General features: G+C 72.6%; 19 protein-coding genes, 1 pseudogene and 1 riboswitch. Of the genes and pseudogenes, 13 read left to right on the top strand and 7 right to left on the bottom strand.

What is annotated here, in order from left to right:
* The first annotated feature begins 51 nt into the window (after positions 1 to 51).
* Positions 52 to 1,029 carry a class II fructose-bisphosphatase gene (glpX, locus tag ACFE60_RS10060; protein WP_375388720.1) on the top strand — a complete coding sequence of 326 codons (978 nt, stop codon included), beginning with the start codon at positions 52 to 54 and terminating at the stop codon, positions 1,027 to 1,029.
* A 248-nt stretch (positions 1,030 to 1,277) separates the two neighbouring features.
* On the opposite strand, the gene ACFE60_RS10055 is transcribed toward glpX, so the two are convergent.
* The 3 genes from ACFE60_RS10055 to ACFE60_RS10045 form a co-directional block, all read right to left on the bottom strand.
* On the bottom strand, positions 1,278 to 2,555 hold the full coding sequence (locus ACFE60_RS10055; protein ID WP_375388719.1) for a DNA recombination protein RmuC: 1,278 nt from the start codon (positions 2,553 to 2,555) through the stop codon (positions 1,278 to 1,280).
* 31 nt (positions 2,556 to 2,586) lie between these two features.
* Positions 2,587 to 3,192 carry an exonuclease domain-containing protein gene (locus tag ACFE60_RS10050; protein ID WP_375388718.1) on the bottom strand — a complete coding sequence of 202 codons (606 nt, stop codon included), beginning with the start codon at positions 3,190 to 3,192 and terminating at the stop codon, positions 2,587 to 2,589.
* Between the two features lie 155 nt (positions 3,193 to 3,347).
* A complete protein-coding gene (locus tag ACFE60_RS10045) occupies positions 3,348 to 4,676 on the bottom strand; it encodes an MATE family efflux transporter (protein ID WP_375388717.1) in 1,329 nt (442 codons plus the stop codon).
* Between the two features lie 40 nt (positions 4,677 to 4,716).
* Here ACFE60_RS10045 and ychF point away from each other — a divergent pair, with 40 nt between their 5' ends.
* The 3 genes from ychF (at position 4,717) to ACFE60_RS10030 (ending at position 6,397) form a co-directional block, all read left to right on the top strand.
* Positions 4,717 to 5,787 (top strand): redox-regulated ATPase YchF, encoded by a 1,071-nt coding sequence (ychF, locus tag ACFE60_RS10040; protein WP_375388716.1) that lies wholly within the window; start codon positions 4,717 to 4,719, stop codon positions 5,785 to 5,787.
* 61 nt (positions 5,788 to 5,848) lie between these two features.
* A complete protein-coding gene (locus ACFE60_RS10035; protein WP_375388715.1) occupies positions 5,849 to 6,055 on the top strand; it encodes a hypothetical protein in 207 nt (68 codons plus the stop codon).
* A gap of 3 nt (positions 6,056 to 6,058) precedes the next feature.
* On the top strand, positions 6,059 to 6,397 hold the full coding sequence (locus ACFE60_RS10030) for a hypothetical protein (protein ID WP_375388714.1): 339 nt from the start codon (positions 6,059 to 6,061) through the stop codon (positions 6,395 to 6,397).
* On the opposite strand, the gene ACFE60_RS10025 is transcribed toward ACFE60_RS10030, so the two are convergent.
* Entirely contained in the window at positions 6,381 to 6,566 is a 186-nt protein-coding gene (locus tag ACFE60_RS10025; RefSeq protein ID WP_375388713.1) for a hypothetical protein, read from the bottom strand. The two genes, ACFE60_RS10030 and ACFE60_RS10025, sit on opposite strands and share 17 nt — an antisense overlap.
* Positions 6,567 to 7,010: 444 nt before the next feature.
* Between ACFE60_RS10025 and ACFE60_RS10020 the strand changes: the two genes are divergently transcribed.
* The 6 genes from ACFE60_RS10020 (at position 7,011) to gcvP (ending at position 12,933) form a co-directional block, all read left to right on the top strand.
* The gene (locus ACFE60_RS10020; RefSeq protein ID WP_375388712.1) at positions 7,011 to 7,238 is read left to right on the top strand and encodes a hypothetical protein; all 228 of its coding nucleotides are present in this window, start codon (positions 7,011 to 7,013) and stop codon (positions 7,236 to 7,238) included.
* A gap of 86 nt (positions 7,239 to 7,324) precedes the next feature.
* Complete coding sequence (locus tag ACFE60_RS10015; protein ID WP_375388711.1) at positions 7,325 to 7,513, top strand: hypothetical protein; 189 nt, start codon at positions 7,325 to 7,327, stop codon at positions 7,511 to 7,513.
* Between the two features lie 61 nt (positions 7,514 to 7,574).
* On the top strand, positions 7,575 to 8,177 hold the full coding sequence (locus tag ACFE60_RS10010; protein WP_375388710.1) for an LON peptidase substrate-binding domain-containing protein: 603 nt from the start codon (positions 7,575 to 7,577) through the stop codon (positions 8,175 to 8,177).
* A gap of 49 nt (positions 8,178 to 8,226) precedes the next feature.
* Positions 8,227 to 8,312: riboswitch (glycine riboswitch) on the top strand.
* Between the two features lie 159 nt (positions 8,313 to 8,471).
* The gene (gene gcvT, locus ACFE60_RS10005; protein WP_375388709.1) at positions 8,472 to 9,635 is read left to right on the top strand and encodes a glycine cleavage system aminomethyltransferase GcvT; all 1,164 of its coding nucleotides are present in this window, start codon (positions 8,472 to 8,474) and stop codon (positions 9,633 to 9,635) included.
* Positions 9,636 to 9,637: 2 nt separating this feature from the next.
* A complete protein-coding gene (gcvH, locus tag ACFE60_RS10000) occupies positions 9,638 to 10,012 on the top strand; it encodes a glycine cleavage system protein GcvH (protein WP_375388708.1) in 375 nt (124 codons plus the stop codon).
* Entirely contained in the window at positions 10,009 to 12,933 is a 2,925-nt protein-coding gene (gcvP, locus tag ACFE60_RS09995) for an aminomethyl-transferring glycine dehydrogenase (RefSeq protein WP_375388707.1), read from the top strand. The genes gcvH and gcvP overlap by 4 nt, the downstream gene beginning before the upstream one ends.
* 148 nt (positions 12,934 to 13,081) lie before the next feature.
* On the opposite strand, the gene ACFE60_RS09990 is transcribed toward gcvP, so the two are convergent.
* Genes ACFE60_RS09990 through ACFE60_RS09980 form a run of 3 tightly spaced genes read right to left on the bottom strand, consistent with a single transcriptional unit; the run spans position 13,082 to position 15,149 of the window.
* The gene (locus ACFE60_RS09990) at positions 13,082 to 13,627 is read right to left on the bottom strand and encodes a 2'-5' RNA ligase family protein (protein WP_375388706.1); all 546 of its coding nucleotides are present in this window, start codon (positions 13,625 to 13,627) and stop codon (positions 13,082 to 13,084) included.
* Positions 13,628 to 13,638: 11 nt separating this feature from the next.
* Positions 13,639 to 14,415 (bottom strand): GNAT family N-acetyltransferase, encoded by a 777-nt coding sequence (locus ACFE60_RS09985; protein WP_375388705.1) that lies wholly within the window; start codon positions 14,413 to 14,415, stop codon positions 13,639 to 13,641.
* Positions 14,412 to 15,149 carry a CPBP family intramembrane glutamic endopeptidase gene (locus tag ACFE60_RS09980; RefSeq protein WP_375388704.1) on the bottom strand — a complete coding sequence of 246 codons (738 nt, stop codon included), beginning with the start codon at positions 15,147 to 15,149 and terminating at the stop codon, positions 14,412 to 14,414. The genes ACFE60_RS09985 and ACFE60_RS09980 overlap by 4 nt, the downstream gene beginning before the upstream one ends.
* 266 nt (positions 15,150 to 15,415) lie before the next feature.
* Between ACFE60_RS09980 and ACFE60_RS09975 the strand changes: the two genes are divergently transcribed.
* The 3 genes and pseudogenes from ACFE60_RS09975 to ACFE60_RS09965 form a co-directional block, all read left to right on the top strand.
* Positions 15,416 to 16,447 (top strand): ABC transporter permease, encoded by a 1,032-nt coding sequence (locus ACFE60_RS09975; RefSeq protein ID WP_375388703.1) that lies wholly within the window; start codon positions 15,416 to 15,418, stop codon positions 16,445 to 16,447.
* 142 nt (positions 16,448 to 16,589) lie between these two features.
* Positions 16,590 to 18,356: an ABC transporter substrate-binding protein gene (locus tag ACFE60_RS09970; protein WP_375388702.1), complete on the top strand. Its 1,767-nt coding sequence runs from the start codon at positions 16,590 to 16,592 to the stop codon at positions 18,354 to 18,356.
* Between the two features lie 94 nt (positions 18,357 to 18,450).
* Positions 18,451 to 18,670 (top strand): annotated as a pseudogene (locus tag ACFE60_RS09965) (ABC transporter permease); the annotation flags it as partial.

Genomic DNA, 18,670 nt, shown 5'->3' with positions numbered 1-18,670 from the left:
CTTTCCGCCCCTCCGAGTAGTTTCGGGACGGACGAGCGGGAGGAGCCCCTGATGGCCGACGTGAACCTGGTGACGCACCCGTCCCGCAACCTGGCGATGGAGCTGGTGCGGGCGACCGAGGCCGCCGCGATCCGTGCCGTACCGTTCATCGGCAAGGGCGACAAGCTCGCCGCCGACGGCGCCGCGGTCGACGCGATGCGGGCCTTCCTGTCGACGGTCGAGTTCGACGGCGTCGTCGTGATCGGCGAGGGCGAGAAGGACCGGGCGCCGATGCTCTTCAACGGGGAGCGGGTCGGCACCGGCCGGGGCCCGCAGACCGACATCGCGGTGGACCCGATCGACGGCACGGCGATGACCGCGCAGGGGCGGCAGAACGCGCTGGCGATGATCGCGGCGTCCGACCGCGGCACGATGCTCGACGCCTCCACCGTCTTCTACATGGACAAGCTGGTCGCGGACGACCGCGGGCACGGGGTGATCTCGCTGGAGCAGTCGCTCGGCGACAACATCCGCGAGCTGGCGAGGAAGAAGCAGAAGCCGGTCGGCGAGATCGTCGTCGCGGTGCTGGACCGGCCGCGGCACGAGGGGATCATCGACGAGATCCGTGCCGCTGGCGCCGGGACCCGGATGCTGCTCGACGGCGACGTCGCCGGCGGCATCAACGCGGCGCGGCACGGCACCCGGATCGACCTGTGCGTCGGCATCGGCGGCAGCCCGGAGGGGGTCGTGACGGCGTGCGCGATCAAGGCGCTCGGGGGGTTCATCGAGGGGCGCCTCGCCCCGAAGGACGCGGAGGAGCGTGCTCGCGGCGAGGCCGCGGGGCTGACCTTCGACACCGTGCTGACCGCGGACGACCTGGTCTCCGGCGACAACACGATGTTCATCGCGACCGGGGTCACCGACGGCGGCCTGGTCGGCGGCGTGCGGCTGATGGGCTCGACGATCCTGACCGAGTCCGTGGTGCTCCGCTCCCGCTCCGGCACCTTCCGCCGCATCGCGAGCGAGCACGTCGCCGACCGCTGGCTCTGAGAGCACATCAGCAGGAAGAACCGAGCCAAACAGCAGGAAGAATTCGCATCGGCAGGAAGAACTGGGCTGATTCTTCCTGCCGACGTGAATTCTTCCTGCCCAAGGACTCGATGCCCTGCTCGGGAGGCCGGGAGGCCGGGAGGCCGGGCCAGGCGCGAAGGCGGCCGTCACGACCTCGACGCTCGACGGCTTCCCGCGCGTCCTGATGCGCCTCGACCTCCGCTGAGGAGCCCTCCCCGGAGGAGCCCTCAGGCGGCGTCCTCCGCGGCGGTCAGCTCGGGAGCGGTGAACGGGCGGGGGACCGCGGCGATCGGCCGAGCCTCGCCGAGGATGCGCGACTCGTCCATCCGGTCGATCTGCCTGCCCGTGACGAGCACGCGGGACTCGAGGGTCGCCGCGAACTCGTTGTACGTCGTGACGGTGCGCTCGAGCGCGCCCCGCAGCTTCTCGGCCCGCTGGGCGAGCAGCGAGAGCCGCTCGTACAGGGTGCGGCTCAGGGTGAAGAGGCGGTGGGCGTCCTCCGTCAGCGCCTGCTGCGTCCACGTGTATGCGACCGTCTTCAGGACGGCCCAGAGGTTCACCGGCGACGCGAGCGCCACCCGCTTGGAGAACGAGTAGTCCAGCAGGGAGGGGTCGGCGCCGAGCGCCGCGGACAGCAGGGACTCGCTCGGCAGGAACGCGACGACGAACTCGGGGGAGTGGAAGTCCGTCCAGTAGCCCTTCGCCGCGAGGGCGTCGATGTGGGCCCTGACGGCCTTCACGTGCTCCTTCAGCAGCGCGGCCCGGCGCGCGCCCTCGGCGCCGACGGCGGTCTCGGGGATCTCGTTCGCCTCGATGAACGCGGCCAGCGGCACCTTCGCGTCGACCGCGATGCACTTGCCCTCGGGCAGCCGGACGACCAGGTCGGGCCGCCGCGTGCCCTCCTCCGTCGTCGACGAGACCTGCAGGTCGAAGTCGACGCGGTTGGTGAGGCCCGCGCTCTCGACCAGGCGGCGCAGCTGCGTCTCGCCCCACGCGCCGCGCATCGAGTTGTGGCGCAGGGCGGCCGCGAGGGACTCCGCGGTGGTCCGCACCTGGTCCGACGACGTCCTGGTCGCGAGCAGCTGCTGCTCGATCGCACCGTACTGCGCGGCGCGCTGCTGCTCGAGCTCGTCGACCTTCCCCTGCACCGAGCGCAGCGTCTCCTGCACGGGCGCGAGCGCGGCGAGGACCCTGGCCTCCTCCTGCTCGCGCCGGCGGCGCTCCTCCGCCAGCGCGGCCTGCGACGCCCGGTCCTCCCGCGCCCGCCGCTCGGCCGCCTCGAGCTCGCGGTGCAGGCCTTCGATCGTCGCCTCGTACGCGGCGAGCTCGGTGCGCAGGTCGGCCGCGACGGCGTCGCCCTCGGCCCGGACGCGCAGCAGCGCGGCCTCGTGCCTGCCGGCGACGAGCGCTGGCGCGTCCCCGCGGCGGGTTGCGATCAGCAGGCCGAGCAGGGCGCCGACCAGCAGGCCGACGACGAGCGCGCCGATCGCGAGCAGTGCATCCATGGCGGGATGGTGGCAGCGGGCTCGGACAGGCCTAGGCGAACGCCATCGGCACGCGCGACTCGGGAGCGTGCGGCTCGAGGCGCGTCAGCCGGTCGCCGACCGCCCCGAGCAGCGTCTCGACGTCGTCGGTGCCGTGCCGCTTCGCCGCGTGCAGCACGATGGCCGCGCACGCCTCCGCGTCCGCGAGCGCGTCGTGGTGCGGGAAGTCCTCGAACCCCGCGGCCATCGCCGCGACCGGCAGGCGGTAGGAGGTGAGCGCGTACGTGCGGCGCGCGATGCGCAGGCTGCAGAAGTAGTCGATCGGCGGCGTCAGGGCGCCGGACGCGAAGCACGCCGCGCGGACCACGCCCATGTCGAACCGGGCGTTGTGCGCCACCACCGGCCGGCCGCCGATCGCCGCCAGCAGGTCGTCCAGCTGGTCCGCCCACCCCATGGCGCCGACGACCCGGTCGGGCGTGATCCCGTGGATCCGGACGTTCCACTCGCTGAAGACGTCGTGGCCGGCGGGCGGCCGGATCAGCCAGCCCACCCGGTCGACCACGCGCCCGTCCTCGACCGCGACCACCCCGACGGAGCAGGCGGACGCGGCGGAGGGACCCGCGGTCTCGAAGTCGATCGCGGCGAAGTCCAGTGGCACGACCGGGATGCTGGCAGCACCCTCCGACACCGCACGACACCCGTGTCATTCGCGGATCCGGATCCCTCTCGCGGATCCGGACGGATCGCGCGACACGCCGTGCGCGGAGCATCGAGAGCGGTGAGTCGCGCGATCGATCCGGATCCGCGAACGGGTCAGACCGCGCCGACCCGGAGCCAGCGCCCGGTCCGGATGCGGAGGGCGAGGGTCGCGAACCGGGCCGCCATGTACGCGACGCCGAGCACCGCCAGCGCCGCGGCGACCGCGGCCGGCGCCGTCAGCGGCAGCGCGGCGACCAGCACGAGCAGCGGCACCGCGACGACCAGGTTCGCGAGCCCCGCGAGCGCGAGGTACCGCCCGTCGCCGGCGCCGATCAGCACCCCGTCGAGCGCGAACACGACCGCGCCGAGCGGCAGCGCCCCCGCGATCACGAGCAGCCCCTCCGGCACCGCGGCCAGCACCGACTCGTCGCCCGTGAACACGTGCCCGAGCACCGGCGCGAGCGCGGCGGTCCCCGCACCGAGCAGCACGCCCGCGACGACCGAGAGCTCGAGCAGCCGTCGCAGCACCGCCCGCGCCTCGGGGACGTCGCCCGACCCGAGCGCGTGGCCGATCATCGCCTGCCCGGCGATCGCCAGCGCGTCGAGCGCCAGCCAGACGATCGCGAAGACCGAGAGGACGATCTGCGTCGCCGCGAGCGCCGTCGTGCCGTGCGCGGTCGCCGCGACGACCGTGCCGACCATCACGGTCCGCAGCGCGAGCGTCCGCAGGAGGAGCCACCCGCCGGTCCGCGCCGCCGCGAGCACGCCCCCGAGGCCGGGCCCGACCCCCGCCTCCGCCCGCCGCGCATGCCGCACGCAGACGGCGACCAGCACCACGGCCATCCCGGTCTGCGCGAGCACGGTGCCGAGCGCGGAGCCGCGCAGGCCCCAGCCGGCGCCGTAGATCAGGGCCGCGTTCAGCCCGGCGTTCGCCGCGAACCCCGCGGCCGCGACGACGAGCGGCGTCCTGGCGTCGCGCAGCCCGCGGAGGAAGCCGGTCGCCGCGACCACGACGAGCATCCCGGGCAGCCCCCAGACGGCGATCGCGAGGTAGGCGAGCGCGGCGCGGTCGACGTCGGGGGAGGCGCCGAACAGCTTGACGAGCGCGGGGCCGGCCAGCGCGCCGGCCAGCGCGAGCGCGACGCCGACGGCCGCCGCCAGCCACAGCCCGTCCATCCCGGCGCGCGCGGCGCCGACGCGGTCGCCCGCCCCGAGCCGCCGGGCGACCGCCGGCGTGGTCGCGTACGCCAGGAAGATCAGCACGCCGACCGCGGTCTGCAGCAGCGTGCCCGCGACGCCGAGGCCGCCGAGCGCCGTCGCCCCGAGGTGCCCGACCAGCGCGGTGTCCGTCGCGACGAACAGCGGCTCGGCGAGCAGGGCGCCGAGGCTCGGGACTGCCAGCACCGCGATCGCGCGGTCGTGGGGCGACCTCAGGACCGGCACGCGTCGAACGGTACCGGCGGCGGAACTACGGTTGTCCGCCGTGGCTCTCACCATCGGCATCGTCGGACTGCCCAACGTCGGCAAGTCGACGCTCTTCAACGCCCTGACCAAGAACACCGTGCTCGCGGCGAACTACCCGTTCGCGACGATCGAGCCGAACGTCGGCGTCGTGGACCTGCCGGACGCCAGGCTGAAGGTGCTCGCGGACCTCTTCGACTCGAAGAAGACGGTGCCCGCCGCGGTCTCGTTCGTCGACATCGCCGGCATCGTGAAGGGCGCCAGCGAGGGGGAGGGGCTCGGCAACCAGTTCCTCGCGAACATCCGCGAGGCGGACGCGATCGCGGAGGTGGTGCGCGGCTTCGCGGACCCCGACGTCGTGCACGTCGCGGGCGGCGTCGACCCGGCCGGCGACCTCGAGACGATCGCGACCGAGCTGATCCTCGCCGACCTCCAGACGCTCGAGCGGGCGGAGGCGCGCGTCGAGAAGGAGGTCCGGGGCAGGAAGACGCCGCAGGAGGTGCTCGACACGATCCGCGCCGCGCAGGCGGCGCTGAACGGCGGGACCCGCCTGGCCGCTTCCGGCATCGACGCGATGTCGATCCGGGACCTCGGCCTGCTCACCGCGAAACCGGTCCTCTACGTCTTCAACGTCGACGAGGGCGTGCTCACCGATGACGCGCGGAAGGCCGAGCTCGCGGCCCTCGTCGCCCCGGCGCCCGCCGTGTTCCTCGACGCGAAGATCGAGAGCGAGCTGATCGACCTCGACCCCGAGGACGCCGCCGAGCTGCTCGCCTCCACCGGCCAGGAGGAGAGCGGCCTGGACCAGCTGGCCCGCATCGGCTTCGACACCCTCGGCCTGCAGACCTACCTGACCGCCGGCCCCGACGAGTCCCGCGCCTGGACGATCCCGCGCGGCGCCCACGCGCCCGCGGCGGCCGGCGTGATCCACACCGACTTCGAGAAGAAGTTCATCAAGGCCGAGGTGATCGGCTTCCACGACCTCGTCGACGCCGGCTCGATCGCGGAGGCGCGCAGCCGCGGCCGCGCCCGCATCGAGGGCAAGGACTACGTGATGCAGGACGGCGACGTCGTCGAGTGGCGCCACGGGTAGTGATCACTGCTGACCGGCGATCAGCAAGTGGAGTCGGCCCGCGCTCTTGGACCGTCCGGTGGTGAGCGGCACGTCGATCCTCGGGGCCGTGATCGGGACGTATGCGCTGGTCATGGGCGCGATCGCGCTGCTGGTCGAGTGTGCGAAGGCCAAGCGAAAGCACCGTCGGCCGCGCCGGCTCCCGATCGCCGCCGGCGTCGCCGGCATGGTGCTGGGCACGGCGATCCTGGTCCTGGTCGTCTCGATCGCGGGGGGAGGCGGCCCGTGATCGATGACCGCTGGTCCTGCCGTCGCGCACGTGCTCGCCGGAACCGCCGGCATCGTCCGGATGACCGCGACCGGCGTGCAAGCACCTCCGCGCACGGTTCCCGGTGACGACGATCAGGAGTCGGATCGATCCCGCCCGGCTCGTCTGATCCCCACGATCACGACGATCATGCCGATCGTGAACAGCAGCCAGAAGGACCCGAGAAGCACGTGTGCTACTCGGCTCGTCGCGGAGATGAAGGACAGGACCCAGTACCCGATGCTGGTCGCCGCCCCGAGGACCGCCGCGACGATGGGGTGGATGGTCGGGAGCCTGCGGCGAGACCTCATCCGCGGCGGGTGAAGACGAGCCCGGTCGCTCGGAGCATCACGAAGACGCCGACGAGGATCACGAAGACCCCCACGAGGTCCACCGCCCGCCCGAGCGGGGCGAGCAGCAGGATCAGCCCGACGAGCAGCATCAGGAGGCCGGCGATGATCCGCGACCGGTCGGGCTGCTCCGGCGCCTTCACACAGTCATCCTCGTCGATCAGTCCTTGCTCTAGGCCCTTCCGACGGACTGTGATACGCCGTCGGCGGCAGCGCGGTCGGGGCTCGGCGAAGACCGTCCGCTGATCGAGGCCGCTCGCGTCGCGCTCGCTGCTCGCGGATCACGCGGCGGAGGTAGAAGACGTGCATCCAGGTGAGCACGAAGATCACCACGAAGTCGGCGAGGAAGATCACGCCGCCGATCGTCTCGGCCGGCTGCGGCGCGTCCGCGCCGAGGTCGACGACACCGTTCGTCTGGTCGAACACGAGCGGCTCGGCACCGCTCGCGTCTGCTTCGTCACGCTGAGTCGCTGCTCCTCCGACCGTCGCGGAACCGCGGTCCGATCAGGGCGCACGGCAGGTCCGCCCGGTTCGCGGCACCGAGAGAGGATCCTGGCCCGGCACCGCTGCGGGAAGATGAGAGCACCATGAACCTGTCCGGTCCGGTCGTTCTCGCCGGGACGGTGCACGTACCGCCCGGCGTGATCGTCGCGGCGGCGTCGTTCATCATCGGCCTCGCGTCCCTGTTCGGCGCCGCGAGACGGTTCCAGCGCGACTTCGCGTACAGGTGGTTCGCGGTGCTGATGGCGGCCGCGGTGGTCGTCCTGGGCTCCGCGATCGTGCTGGTCGCGTTCGTGCTGCGCAGCGTCGCCTGATGGGCCGTCCGAGTGGCGCCACGGCTGACAGCGCCCGCCGTGCCGGACCTGCCATCATCGAGCCACCGGCGACGAGGGGAGGCGACATGGGTCCCGCATCCGTGCTCGCGATGCTCGCGCTGACCGGCGTCGTCGTGCTGGGGTGCATGGCGGTCGTCATCCGATTCGACCTCTCCGCCCGGGCCGAGCGGGCCCGGTTCGAGCGGCAGGTGCGGCACGGCGCCGCGCGCCTGGTCCACGAGGCGGAGCGCGCGCGACGGGTCGGCCCCCGCTGAACCCGCCCCCTCTGGAAGCCGCTGCCGCGAGCGACAGCAAACCGTGCTTGCCTGGACCGCGATGACGACCGTCGCGATGTTCCCGCTGGGCTCCGTGCTGATGCCGCACATGCCGCTGCCCCTGCGCGTCTTCGAGTCCCGCTACCTCGAGATGCTCCGCGTGATCCTGGCCGACGAGCCGAGCGAGTTCGGCGTCGTGCTCATCGAGCGCGGGCAGGAGGTGGGCGGCGGCGACGTGCGCGTCGACCTGGGCACGCTCGCGCAGATCGGCAGCATCGACACCTCCGGGGAGTCGATCCTGCTCATCGCGCAGGGGGTGCGGCGCATCCGCGTCACCCGGTGGATCGACGAGGCCGTCTACCCGCAGGCGGACGTGGAGGACCTGCCCGACCCGGCGTGGTCGCCGGAGCTCGCCCCGCTGCTCGAGCGCGCCGACCGCGCGGTGCGGCGGGTGCTGCGGGAGGCGGAGGAGGCGGGGGAGGAGCTGCGGTGGCCCGCCGACGTCGGCCTCGACGACGACCCGGCCGCGGCCGCGTGGCAGCTCGCCGCGATCGCCCCGCTCGGGCCGCTGGACCAGCTCGACCTGCTCGGCTCCACCTCCATCGAGCGGCTGCTGCGCCGCACGATCGAGCTGACCGAGGACGCCGAGGCGCTCTACACCTGAGTGTCGGCATCGTCGCTAGGCTGACGGCACAACTTCACGACACGGCCTTTCGGCCGATGCGGGAGAGCCGGTCCGCCGGCACCGTAGGAGCAACCGCCCCCGGAATCTCTCAGGTCACCGCACCGCATCGGACGGGCCGCTCTGGAAAGCGGAGCAGCGCCACGGCGCCCGTGCTCCCGCCGACGGGGAAAGGCGCACCAGCGCGCCGAATCTCTCAGGCAGGCAGGACAGAGGGGGTGTTCCACCGCAGATCGGCGCCGCCGCTCTGCGGAGCCGCGATCCGCGAGGAGCCCGTTGTCCGATCCGACGTCCCGTCGATCCCCGCTGCACGACGCGCACGTCGCAGCCGGGGCCGCGTTCACCGAGTTCGCCGGCTGGTCCATGCCGGTCCGCTACTCCGGCGACCTCGCCGAGCACCACGCGGTCCGCACCGCCGCCGGGCTGTTCGACCTGTCGCACATGGCCGAGATCCTCGTGCTGGGGCCGGCCGCCGCGGCGGCGCTCGACGCCGCGCTGCTCGGCGAGCTGTCGAAGGTCGAGGTCGGCAGGGCGCGCTACACGCTCCTGCTGAACGGCGAGGGCGGCGTCCTCGACGACCTGGTCGTCTACCGCACCGGGGAGGACCGCTTCCTCGTCGTCGCGAACGCGGCGAACCGCGAGGTCGTCGTGGCGACCCTGCGGGACCGCGCCGTCGGCTTCGACGCGCAGATCCAGGACGAGACCGACGACATCGGCCTGATCGCGATCCAGGGGCCGCGCGCCCAGGAGATCCTGCTCGAGGTCGACGGCTTCGCCGCCGACGGCGGCGAACCGACCGAGGCCCGCTTCCGCGAGCTGCTCGCGGGCCTCGGCAACTACCGCTTCCTGCGCGGCGGCTGGGACGGCCACCCGGTGCTCGTCGCGCGCACCGGCTACACCGGGGAGGACGGCTTCGAGCTGTACGCGGCGCCCGACCTGCTGCCGCGCCTCTGGTCGTTCCTGCTCGAGACCGGCCGCGGCGCCGGTCTGGTGCCGGCGGGCCTCGCCGCCCGCGACACCCTGCGCCTCGAGGCGGGCATGCCCCTGTACGGCCACGAGCTCACCGCGCTCACCACGCCGCAGCAGGCCGGCCTCGGCCGGCTGGTCCGACCGGGCAAGGCGGCGGACTACGTCGGCCGCGCCGCCGTCCTGGCGCCGGAGGCGGAGGGCTCGCGCGTGCTCGTCGGCCTCGCTGCGGAAGGGCGTCGCGCTGGCCGCGCCGGCTACCCGGTCGTCGTCGACGACCCGTCGGCCGGCGAGGCATCCCCCCGCGAGGTCGGCGTCGTCACGAGCGGCGCCCTCAGCCCGACCCTCGGCCACCCGATCGCGATGGCCTACGTCGACCGCGACGCCGTCGACGCGCACCTCGCGATCGACGTGCGCGGCACCCGCCTCCCGGTGACGACCGTCCCGCTTCCCTTCTACTCCCGAAAGGCCTGACCATGGCGAGCGAGCAGGACCTGCAGTACACGTCCGACCACGAGTGGGTCGACGCCGACGGGGACGTCGCGACGGTCGGCATCACCGGCTACGCCGCGACGCAGCTGGGCGACATCGTCTTCGTCGACCTGCCTGCCGTCGGCGACGCGGTCGAGGCCGGCCAGGTGGTCGGCGAGCTGGAGTCGACGAAGTCCGTCGGCGAGCTCTTCTGCCCGATCTCCGGCGAGGTCGTCGAGGTCAACGACGCGGTGACCGCCTCCCCGGAGGTGGTGAACAGCGACCCGACCGGCGCCGGCTGGCTGCTCAAGGTGCGCTTCACCGAGCTGCCCGAGCTGCTGGACAAGGCCGCCTACGACGCCCTGACGGGAGCCGCATGACCGACGTCGCCCTCCGCCGCTCCGTCGCGCCCGACGCGTTCCAGCGCCGGCACATCGGCACCACCCCCGACTCCCAGGCCCGCATGCTCGAGGCGGTCGGGCTCGGCTCGACCGACGAGCTGATGCGCCGCGCCGTGCCGGCGTCGATCGCGCTCGACGAGGACGCCCCCTCCGTGCTGCCGCCCGCCGCCACCGAGCGGCAGGCGATCGCGCAGCTGCGCGCGCTCGCCGCCCGCAACACCGTGCGCACCTCGATGATCGGCCTCGGCTACTCGGGCACGATCACGCCCGCCGTGATCCAGCGGAACGTGCTGGAGAACCCGGCCTGGTACACGGCCTACACGCCGTACCAGCCGGAGATCTCGCAGGGCCGGCTGGAGGCGCTGCTGAACTTCCAGACGGTCGTCGCGGACCTCACCGGCCTGACCACCGCGAACGCCTCCATGCTCGACGAGGCGACCGCGGTCGTCGAGGCGATGCTGCTCGCGCGCCGGGCGTCGAAGGTGCGGGCGGCCCGGTTCGCGGTCGACTCGGACCTGCTGCCGCAGTCGAAGGCGGTCCTCGCCGCGCGCGCGGAGGCGGTCGGCATCGAGCTCGTGGAGGCGGACCTCGCCGTCGACGGCCTGCCGGACGGTGACCTGTTCGGCGTCGTCGTGCAGTACCCGGGCGCCTCCGGCCGCGTCTGGGACCCGACCGCGGTGCTCGCCGCCGCGAAGGAGCGCGGCGCGCTCGCGATCGCCGCCGCCGACCTGCTCGCGATGACGCTGCTCACCCCGCCGGGGGAGCTGGGCGCGGACGTCGCCGTCGGCACCTCCCAGCGCTTCGGCGTGCCGATGGCGATGGGCGGTCCGCACGCGGGCTACCTCGCGGTGCGCGCCGGCCTCGAGCGCCAGCTGCCCGGGCGCCTGGTCGGGGTCTCGAAGGACGCGGACGGCCAGCCCGCCTACCGGCTCAGCCTGCAGGCGCGGGAGCAGCACATCCGCCGCGAGAAGGCGACCTCGAACATCTGCACCGCGCAGGTCCTGCTCGCGGTGATGGCCTCGATGTACGCCGTCTACCACGGGCCGTCCGGGCTCAAGCGGATCGCGGAAGGGGTCCACGGCGCCGCCGCGACGGCGGCCCGGGTGCTGCGCGACGCCGGCGTCTCCGTGCGGGAGGGCGCGTTCTTCGACGCCTTCCTCGTCGACGTGCCCGACGCGGACGCGGTGCTGGCGTCCGCCTCGGAGGCGAGCATCTGGCTGCGTCGGGTCGATGCGACCACCGTCGGCGTCGCGTTCGACGAGGTGACCGCGAGCGACGGCGACACGGTTCTCCGGCTGCTCGAGGTCTTCGCGGAGGGGCGGCCGACCGACTTCGCCTTCCTCGGCGGCGGCTCGGCGCTGCCGCCCGAGCTCGAGCGCTCCTCCTCGTACCTCACCCACCCGGTCTTCAACGGCTTCCATTCCGAGACCGGCATGATGCGGTACCTCCGCTACCTGTCCGACCTCGACTACGCGCTGGACCGCGGGATGATCCCGCTCGGCTCGTGCACGATGAAGCTGAACGCGGCGACCGAGATGGCCGCGGTCACGTGGCCGGAGTTCGCGGACCTGCACCCCTTCGCGCCGGCGCAGGACGTCGCCGGGTCGCTCGAGCTGATCGGGCAGCTGGAGGGGTGGCTCGCGGACCTGACCGGGTACGCCGCGGTCAGCCTGCAGCCGAACGCGGGCAGCCAGGGCGAGCTCGCCGGCCTGATGGCGATCCGCGGCTTCCACCGGGCGAACGGCGACGACCACCGCACGGTGTGCCTGATCCCCTCCTCCGCGCACGGCACGAACGCCGCCTCCGCGGTGCTCGCCGGCATGCGGGTCGTCGTGGTCGCCTGCGACGACCTGGGGAACGTGGACCTCGGCGACCTGCGCGCGAAGATCGCGGCGAACGCCGGCGCGCTCGCGGCGCTGATGATCACCTATCCCTCCACGCACGGCGTCTACGAGCACGAGGTCCGCGCGATCACCGACGCGGTGCACGACGCGGGCGGCCAGGTCTACATCGACGGCGCGAACCTGAACGCCCTGCTGGGCCACGCCCGCTTCGGCGACTTCGGCGGCGACGTCAGCCACCTGAACCTGCACAAGACGTTCTGCATCCCGCACGGCGGCGGCGGCCCCGGGGTCGGGCCGGTCGCGGCGAAGGCGCATCTCGCGCCGCACCTCCCCTCCCACCCCTTCGCGCAGGAGGCGCCGCGCGGCGTCCGCGGACCGGGGCGCTCCGGCGGGCCGGCCGTCTCCGCCGCGCCGTTCGGGTCGCCCGGGATCCTGCCGATCTCGTGGGCGTACGTGCGGATGATGGGCGCCGACGGCCTCCGCGCCGCGACGGACGCCGCGGTGCTCGCCGCGAACTACGTCGCCGCCCGGCTGGGCGGCGCGTTCCCGGTGCTGTACCGCGGGGACGACGGGCTGGTCGCCCACGAGTGCATCCTCGACCTGCGGCCGCTGACCGCGGAGACCGGGGTCACCGTCGACGACGTGGCGAAGCGGCTCGTCGACTTCGGCTTCCACGCGCCGACGATGTCGTTCCCGGTGCCGGGCACGCTGATGGTCGAGCCGACCGAGAGCGAGGACCTCGGCGAGATCGACCGCTTCGTCGACGCGATGCTCGCGATCCGGGCGGAGGCGGACCGCGTCGGCTCGGGGGAGTGGCCGGCGGACGACAACCCGCTGCGGAACGCGCCGCACACCGCGCGGGCGGTCACCGACACGGTGTGGCCGCACGCGTACTCGCGGGAGACCGCGGCGTACCCGTTCGAGCCGGCCCTGCACGGCGCCGAGCACCTCCGCGCGGTGCGCGGGAAGTACTGGCCGCCGGTGCGCCGCATCGACCAGGCGTACGGCGACCGCAACCTCGTCTGCGCCTGCCCGCCCCCCGACGCCTTCGAGTAGCACCGAGGACTTGTCACCGCTCGCCCTTCTCGGCCGCCTGGAGGGGCGCTTCGTGGCAAGTCCTCGGTGGGTGCCCCGAGGACTTGTCCCAGTTCGCCCTCCTGGGCCGCCTGAAGGGGCGTCTCGTGGCAAGTCCTCGGTGGGCGTGTCAGGCGAGGGGGGTGACCGCCTTCGCCACCGAGTCCCAGAGGCGCGCGCCGCGGAAGCGGACGGCGATCGGTTCGAGGTCGAGCACCGCCAGGGCGTCCGGGAGGCGGTCGGCCGGCATCCGCCGCGCGAGCGTCACGTGCGGCGTCCAGCCGTCCGGCTCCGTCTGCGCGATGACACCGGCACCGGACGCGCCCAGCGCGAGCGCGCGGTGCACCGCGGCGTGCATCGTCAGCAGCGGACGGCTCGTCACCACCTGCCGGGCCAGCACCCACCGCTGCCTGTGCCCGCCGAACAGCAGCGGCGCGCCGATCGTCGCGGCGAGCCCGCGCCCGGCGAGATCCCAGCCCGCGAACACGGCCCGCAACGCGCCCTCGGCGGCGGCGAACCCGTCGCCGTCCGTCACCGCGACGGTGACGTGCGGCCGGTTCGACGCCCCCGCGCGGTCGGCGAGGCTCGGCAGCCCGGCGTCGGCGAGCGCCGCCCACGACCCCCGCACGGCCGACTCGCCCTCGTCGTCGAGCAGCAGCTCGATGCTCTGCACCATCGGCCGGGACGCTAGCCGTCCATGCCGGGAGGCGCGTCCAGCCGCGTCAGCTGCAGCTGCGTCTCCACCTCGCGGAAGCCGAGCCGGCGGTACAGCCCGATCGCCGGCCCGGCGCGCTCGGCGACGAGCACGAACCGCGCGCTGCCGAACCGCTGCGACGCCACCCGCACGCCGGCCGCGATCAGCGCGCCTGCGAACCCCCGCCGCCGCAACACCGCGAGGGTCTGCACGTCCTGGAACCGAGCCGTGCCGCGCCCGGCGTCCGCGATGCCGGCCGTCGCCACGAGCGCGCCGTCCGCCTCCACACCCAGCCAGACCGCCCGGCCGGCGTCGACCATCCGACGCTTCTCGGCCGTGCGCAGCCGGCTGAAGTCCGCGTGCTCGGCGTCGCCGCCGTCCTCCTCCAGGGCGATGGCGGTCTCGGCGGCCCAGTCGTCGTCGGAGGCGAGCAGCCGCACCGCCGCGGCACCGGTCGCGCCGACCCGGTCGGCGACCAGGACCGCCAGGCGCTCCACCGCGAATCCCGCGGTCAGCCAGGCGCCCTCGTCGAGCACCGGGTGCGCCGCATCCACCCCGACCGTCACGAAGCCGGCGTCCGGGAACGCGGCCTCGTGCTCGGCGACGCGGGCGGCGGGATCGCCCGCCGCGGCGACCAGCAGGAAGTTGCCCCACCGGAACGCGGGGTTCGCCGGCATCCGGACGACCGTGCGGTGCGCCTCCCGCTCGACGACAGCGCCCTGCGACGCCAGCAGCGCGAGATCGGTCGCGAAGGCGAGCGAGCCGATCACGGCAGGAGGGAGGGGAACAGGGCCTTCCCGAGCGGGTAGCCGACGAAGCTGACGAGGTCGAGCACGAAATGCGCGACGACCAGCGGCCCGAGCCGACCCCAGCGCCGGTAGACGAGCACGAGCACGACGCCCATGATCGCGTTCCCGACGAAGCCGCCGAAGCCCTGGTACAGGTGGTACGACCCGCGCAGCAGCGCGCTGGTCGCGAGCACCGCGCCGAACCGCCACCCCTTCGCCCCCAGCCGGTCGACCAGGAACGCGACGACGATCACCTCCTCCTGCAGCGCCGCGCGCAGCGCCGACAGGACCAGCACCGGGACGGCGTACCACTGCGGCCCGATGCCGGAGGTGTCGATGTTGACGTTCAGGTTCAGCGCGACCGCGCCGAAGTAGAGGCCGAGCCCCGGCACGCCGATCCCGAGCGCGAGCAGCAGGCCGACGCCGAGATCGAAGCGCGGCCGCCGCCCGTCGAGACCGATGCGCCGCAGCACGCCGGGGCCCATCAGGTGGAGGGCCAGCAGCACCGGGACCAGCGGGAAGGCGATCGACAGCAGCTGCTCGATCAGGTCGAACAGCGCCCGGTCGCTCTGCTGCGGGTTCAGCGTCTGCGTCTGCTGGTTCAGCGGCGCGCGGGTCAGCGAGTCCGCGAGCGACACGATCGCCCAGACCGCCGACTGGCCGAGGCTGACGCCCAGCACGAGCAGCAGCTCGAGCCCCGGCCGGCGCGCTCCCACGACCCCTTGCCCCGGCTCGGAGGAGCGTGAGAAGGTCACCGGAGGTCGCTGCACGCACCGGACCTGAACGCAACGATGTTGCGTCTCTGGCCCGTAACCTGCGCAGATCGCCGGAACCGGTGCACGGGAACGTCCAGAACCATTTCCGACATGTAACGAATCCTTCACCGGTTTTGAAGGGGGATGACGCGTACGTACGCTACCTGCGTCCCCGGAAGCAGGGGCGCGGCAACGGCTGCCGCGGAGCCATTTCGGGAGGTCACTGCGTGTCGCTGAGCGGGCCCACCGAGTTCGAGGCCGTCGCTGCGGAGTCGGGGCTGACCGGCTCGAGCCTCGGCCCGGAGGGCGATCACACCTCCGCGGACCCGCAGGGCGCGATCAAGGGCCGCTCACTCGCGTCCATCGCCTGGCGCCGCCTCCGCCGCGACAAGGTCGCCCTGGTGGCCGCCGGCGTCATCGTCCTGCTGGTGCTCATCGCGATCTTCGCGGACGTCCTGTCGGCCATCTACGGGCAGAGCCCGTACAAGCTGCACAACACGGGGTCCGGCAGCGTCATCGACGACGTCACCGGCCTGCCCAAGGGGGCGTTCTCCGGCGTCAGCAGCACGTTCTGGCTCGGTGTCACGCCCCTGTCCGGGCAGGACATCCTCACGAACCTCATCTTCGGCACGCGGACCTCGCTGTCGGTCTCGCTGCTCGCGACCACGCTGTCGCTGGTCCTCGGCATCTCGCTCGGCCTGATCGCCGGCTACTTCCGCGGCTGGGCCGACACGCTCATCTCCCGCACCATGGACGTGCTGCTGTCGTTCCCGACGCTGCTGTTCTCGATCGCGCTCATCACGGTCGTCAGCTACATCAACTCGGACCCGAGCCTGCGGTTCTGGATCATCGTCTTCGTCCTCGGCTTCTTCGCGTTCCCCTACATCGGCCGGATCGTGCGCGGCCAGGTGCTGTCGCTGCGGGAGAAGGAGTTCGTGGAGGCGGCGCGCAGCCTCGGCGCCGGCAGCGCCCGGATCATGGCCAGGGAGATCGCGCCCAACCTGGTCGGCCCGATCCTCGTCTACACGACGCTCTCCATCCCGAACAACATGCTCGGTGAGGCCGGCCTGTCCTTCCTCGGCCTCGGCCTGATCGGCGTGCCGTCGTGGGGCCAGATGCTCGCCGACGCGGGCGGGTACATCCAGGTGGACCCCTTCTACCTGTTCCTCCCCGGACTCGCGATCTTCATCGCGGTCCTCGCGTTCAACCTGTTCGGCGACGGGTTGCGCGACGCGCTGGATCCGAAGTCGGGTCGATGACGCGAGCAGACTTCGGCGCCCGACGAGGCGCCGGTGAGACGTGCGGGGGACCCTCGGGTCGATCCGCCGGGCCGTTCCGGCCGAACACGAGGGCAGCTGCACCGCTGCTCGACACAGCACACGAGAGCGAGGGGACATCGCGATGATGTTCAAGAGGAAGACGCTCGGCATCGCCGGCGTCGCCGTGACGGCAGCGCTGCTGCTGGCCGGCTGCACGGGCGGAGGCGGCGACAACGGCTCCACCGGTGGCAGCTCGTCCGGTACCACCGCGGGCTTCAACGCCGCCGTCGACGGCGTGGTCAACCCGTCCACGAAGACCGGTGGCACGCTGAAGCTGCTCTCCGGCAACGACTGCGACTCCTGGGACCCGGCCCGCACCTACTACGGCTGGTGCCTGAACATGCAGCGGGTCATGAGCCGCACGCTCGTGAACTACTCGAAGGTGAACGGCACGAAGTTCACCCTCGCGCCGGACCTCGCGACCGACATGGGCACGCACAACGCCGACTACACGGAGTGGACCTACACCCTCCAGGACGGCCTGAAGTACTCCGACGGCACGGCCATCAAGGCCGAGGACATCAAGTACGCGGTCGACCGCATGTACGCGCAGGACGTCATCAACGGCGGCCCGACGTTCTACTTCACGGAGATCATCAAGGCGCCGAAGTCCTACAAGGGCCCGTACAACGGCGGCGGCGACCTGCCCGACACGGCCATCAAGGTCGACGGCAACAAGATCACCTTCTTCCTCTCGAAGCCGTTCGCGGACTTCAACTACCTGCTCGCGCTGCCGACGTCCGCCCCGGTGCCGAAGGCGAAGGACACGGGCGCGAAGTACACGCTCGCGCCGGTTGCCTCAGGTCCGTTCGAGATCAAGAGCTACACGCCGCAGAAGTCGATCGTCTTCACCAGGAACAAGAACTGGGATCAGGCGACCGACAAGATCCGGAAGCCGCTGGCCGACGAGATCGACCTGACGATCAACAGCAACACCGAGGACATCGACAACCAGCTGGCGGCCGGCGAAGCCGACGCTCGCATGGAGATCAACGTCGGCCCGGCGTTCCGCTCGAAGATCTACACCGACGCCACCCTGAAGGCGCAGGCGGACGATCCGGGCGGCCCCACGACGCGCTACTACGCGATCGCGCCGTCGGTGAAGCCCTTCGACAACGTGCACTGCCGCCGCGCCGTGTTCTACGCCCTGAACAAGGCCGCCGCCCTGACGATCGCCGGCGGCTCCGCCGCCGGTGCCGTCGCCCAGTCGGCGACCCCTCCTGGCATCCCGGGCTACGACCCGTCGTACGACCCCTACCCCAACGGCAAGGACCACACGGGTGACGTGACGGCCGCCAAGAAGGAGCTGTCGGAGTGCGGTCAGCCGAACGGGTTCGCCACGAAGTTCGCCTACTCGACGCCGGACGCCACGAACGGCAAGGCCTTCCAGAACGTGAAGGACTCCCTCGCCCGCGTCGGCATCAAGGTCACGGCCGCGACCACGTCCGCTGAGAACTACTACTCCACCTTCATCGGCTCGCCGTCGAACGTGGAGAAGCAGGGCCTCGGCATCATGGCCGCCGGCTGGGGCGCGGACTTCCCGACGCTCTACGGCTTCTACCAGAACATCGTCAACGGCTCCACGATCCGCGACCCGGGTACGAGCAACTACGCGAGCATCGACGACCCGACGGTGAACAAGATCCTGGACGACACCGGGACCCCCACCACCGACGAGCTCGGCGTGCAGCTGAACAAGGCCCTGATGGAGACCGCGCAGTTCCTGCCGACGCGGTTCGACAAGACGCTCTGGTTCCGCTCCAAGCGGCTCACGAACGTGACCGCGAACAACGCGCTCGGCTTCGGCGCGTACGACGTCGTGAACGTCGGGACGACCGACGGCAAGTAGCCGTCGGCCATCCGGCATCCGCTCGATCCGCTAGGAAGGATGCAGCGACGGTGCCCGGCCGGGGAGACCCGGCCGGGCACCGGCGCGATCGCCCATGATCCGTTTCATCGCCACCCGCTTCGTCGGGATGATCCTCGTGGTCTTCATCGTGAGCGTCGTCACGTTCGGGATCTTCCAGGTCGGCCCGCTGTTCGCGGGTGCGTCGCCGGTCTTCTACTACATCGGGAAGGCGCCGGCCACGCCGGAGCTCGTGCACGCGCTCGAGCACAAGTTCGGCTTCGACCAGCCGATCCCGATCCAGTACCTCAGCTTTC

It is taken from the genome of uncultured Amnibacterium sp., assembly GCF_964245895.1.
Taxonomy (GTDB): Bacteria; Actinomycetota; Actinomycetes; order Actinomycetales; family Microbacteriaceae; genus Amnibacterium.
Note: the sequence above shows the minus strand (reverse complement) of the source record. Positions and strands in the feature narration are given on the sequence as shown.

What these genes read in the sequence shown, in the direction of transcription:
- glpX (WP_375388720.1), top strand. Translation starts at nt 52, where the DNA reads ATGGCCGACGTGAACCTGGTGACGCACCCGTCCCGCAACCTGGCGATG.
- ACFE60_RS10055 (WP_375388719.1), bottom strand. Translation starts at nt 2,555, where the DNA reads ATGGATGCACTGCTCGCGATCGGCGCGCTCGTCGTCGGCCTGCTGGTC.
- ACFE60_RS10030 (WP_375388714.1), top strand. Translation starts at nt 6,059, where the DNA reads ATGACCGCTGGTCCTGCCGTCGCGCACGTGCTCGCCGGAACCGCCGGC.
- ACFE60_RS10020 (WP_375388712.1), top strand. Translation starts at nt 7,011, where the DNA reads ATGAACCTGTCCGGTCCGGTCGTTCTCGCCGGGACGGTGCACGTACCG.
- ACFE60_RS10015 (WP_375388711.1), top strand. Translation starts at nt 7,325, where the DNA reads ATGGGTCCCGCATCCGTGCTCGCGATGCTCGCGCTGACCGGCGTCGTC.
- ACFE60_RS10010 (WP_375388710.1), top strand. Translation starts at nt 7,575, where the DNA reads ATGACGACCGTCGCGATGTTCCCGCTGGGCTCCGTGCTGATGCCGCAC.
- gcvH (WP_375388708.1), top strand. Translation starts at nt 9,638, where the DNA reads ATGGCGAGCGAGCAGGACCTGCAGTACACGTCCGACCACGAGTGGGTC.
- gcvP (WP_375388707.1), top strand. Translation starts at nt 10,009, where the DNA reads ATGACCGACGTCGCCCTCCGCCGCTCCGTCGCGCCCGACGCGTTCCAG.
- ACFE60_RS09990 (WP_375388706.1), bottom strand. Translation starts at nt 13,627, where the DNA reads ATGGTGCAGAGCATCGAGCTGCTGCTCGACGACGAGGGCGAGTCGGCC.
- ACFE60_RS09970 (WP_375388702.1), top strand. Translation starts at nt 16,590, where the DNA reads ATGATGTTCAAGAGGAAGACGCTCGGCATCGCCGGCGTCGCCGTGACG.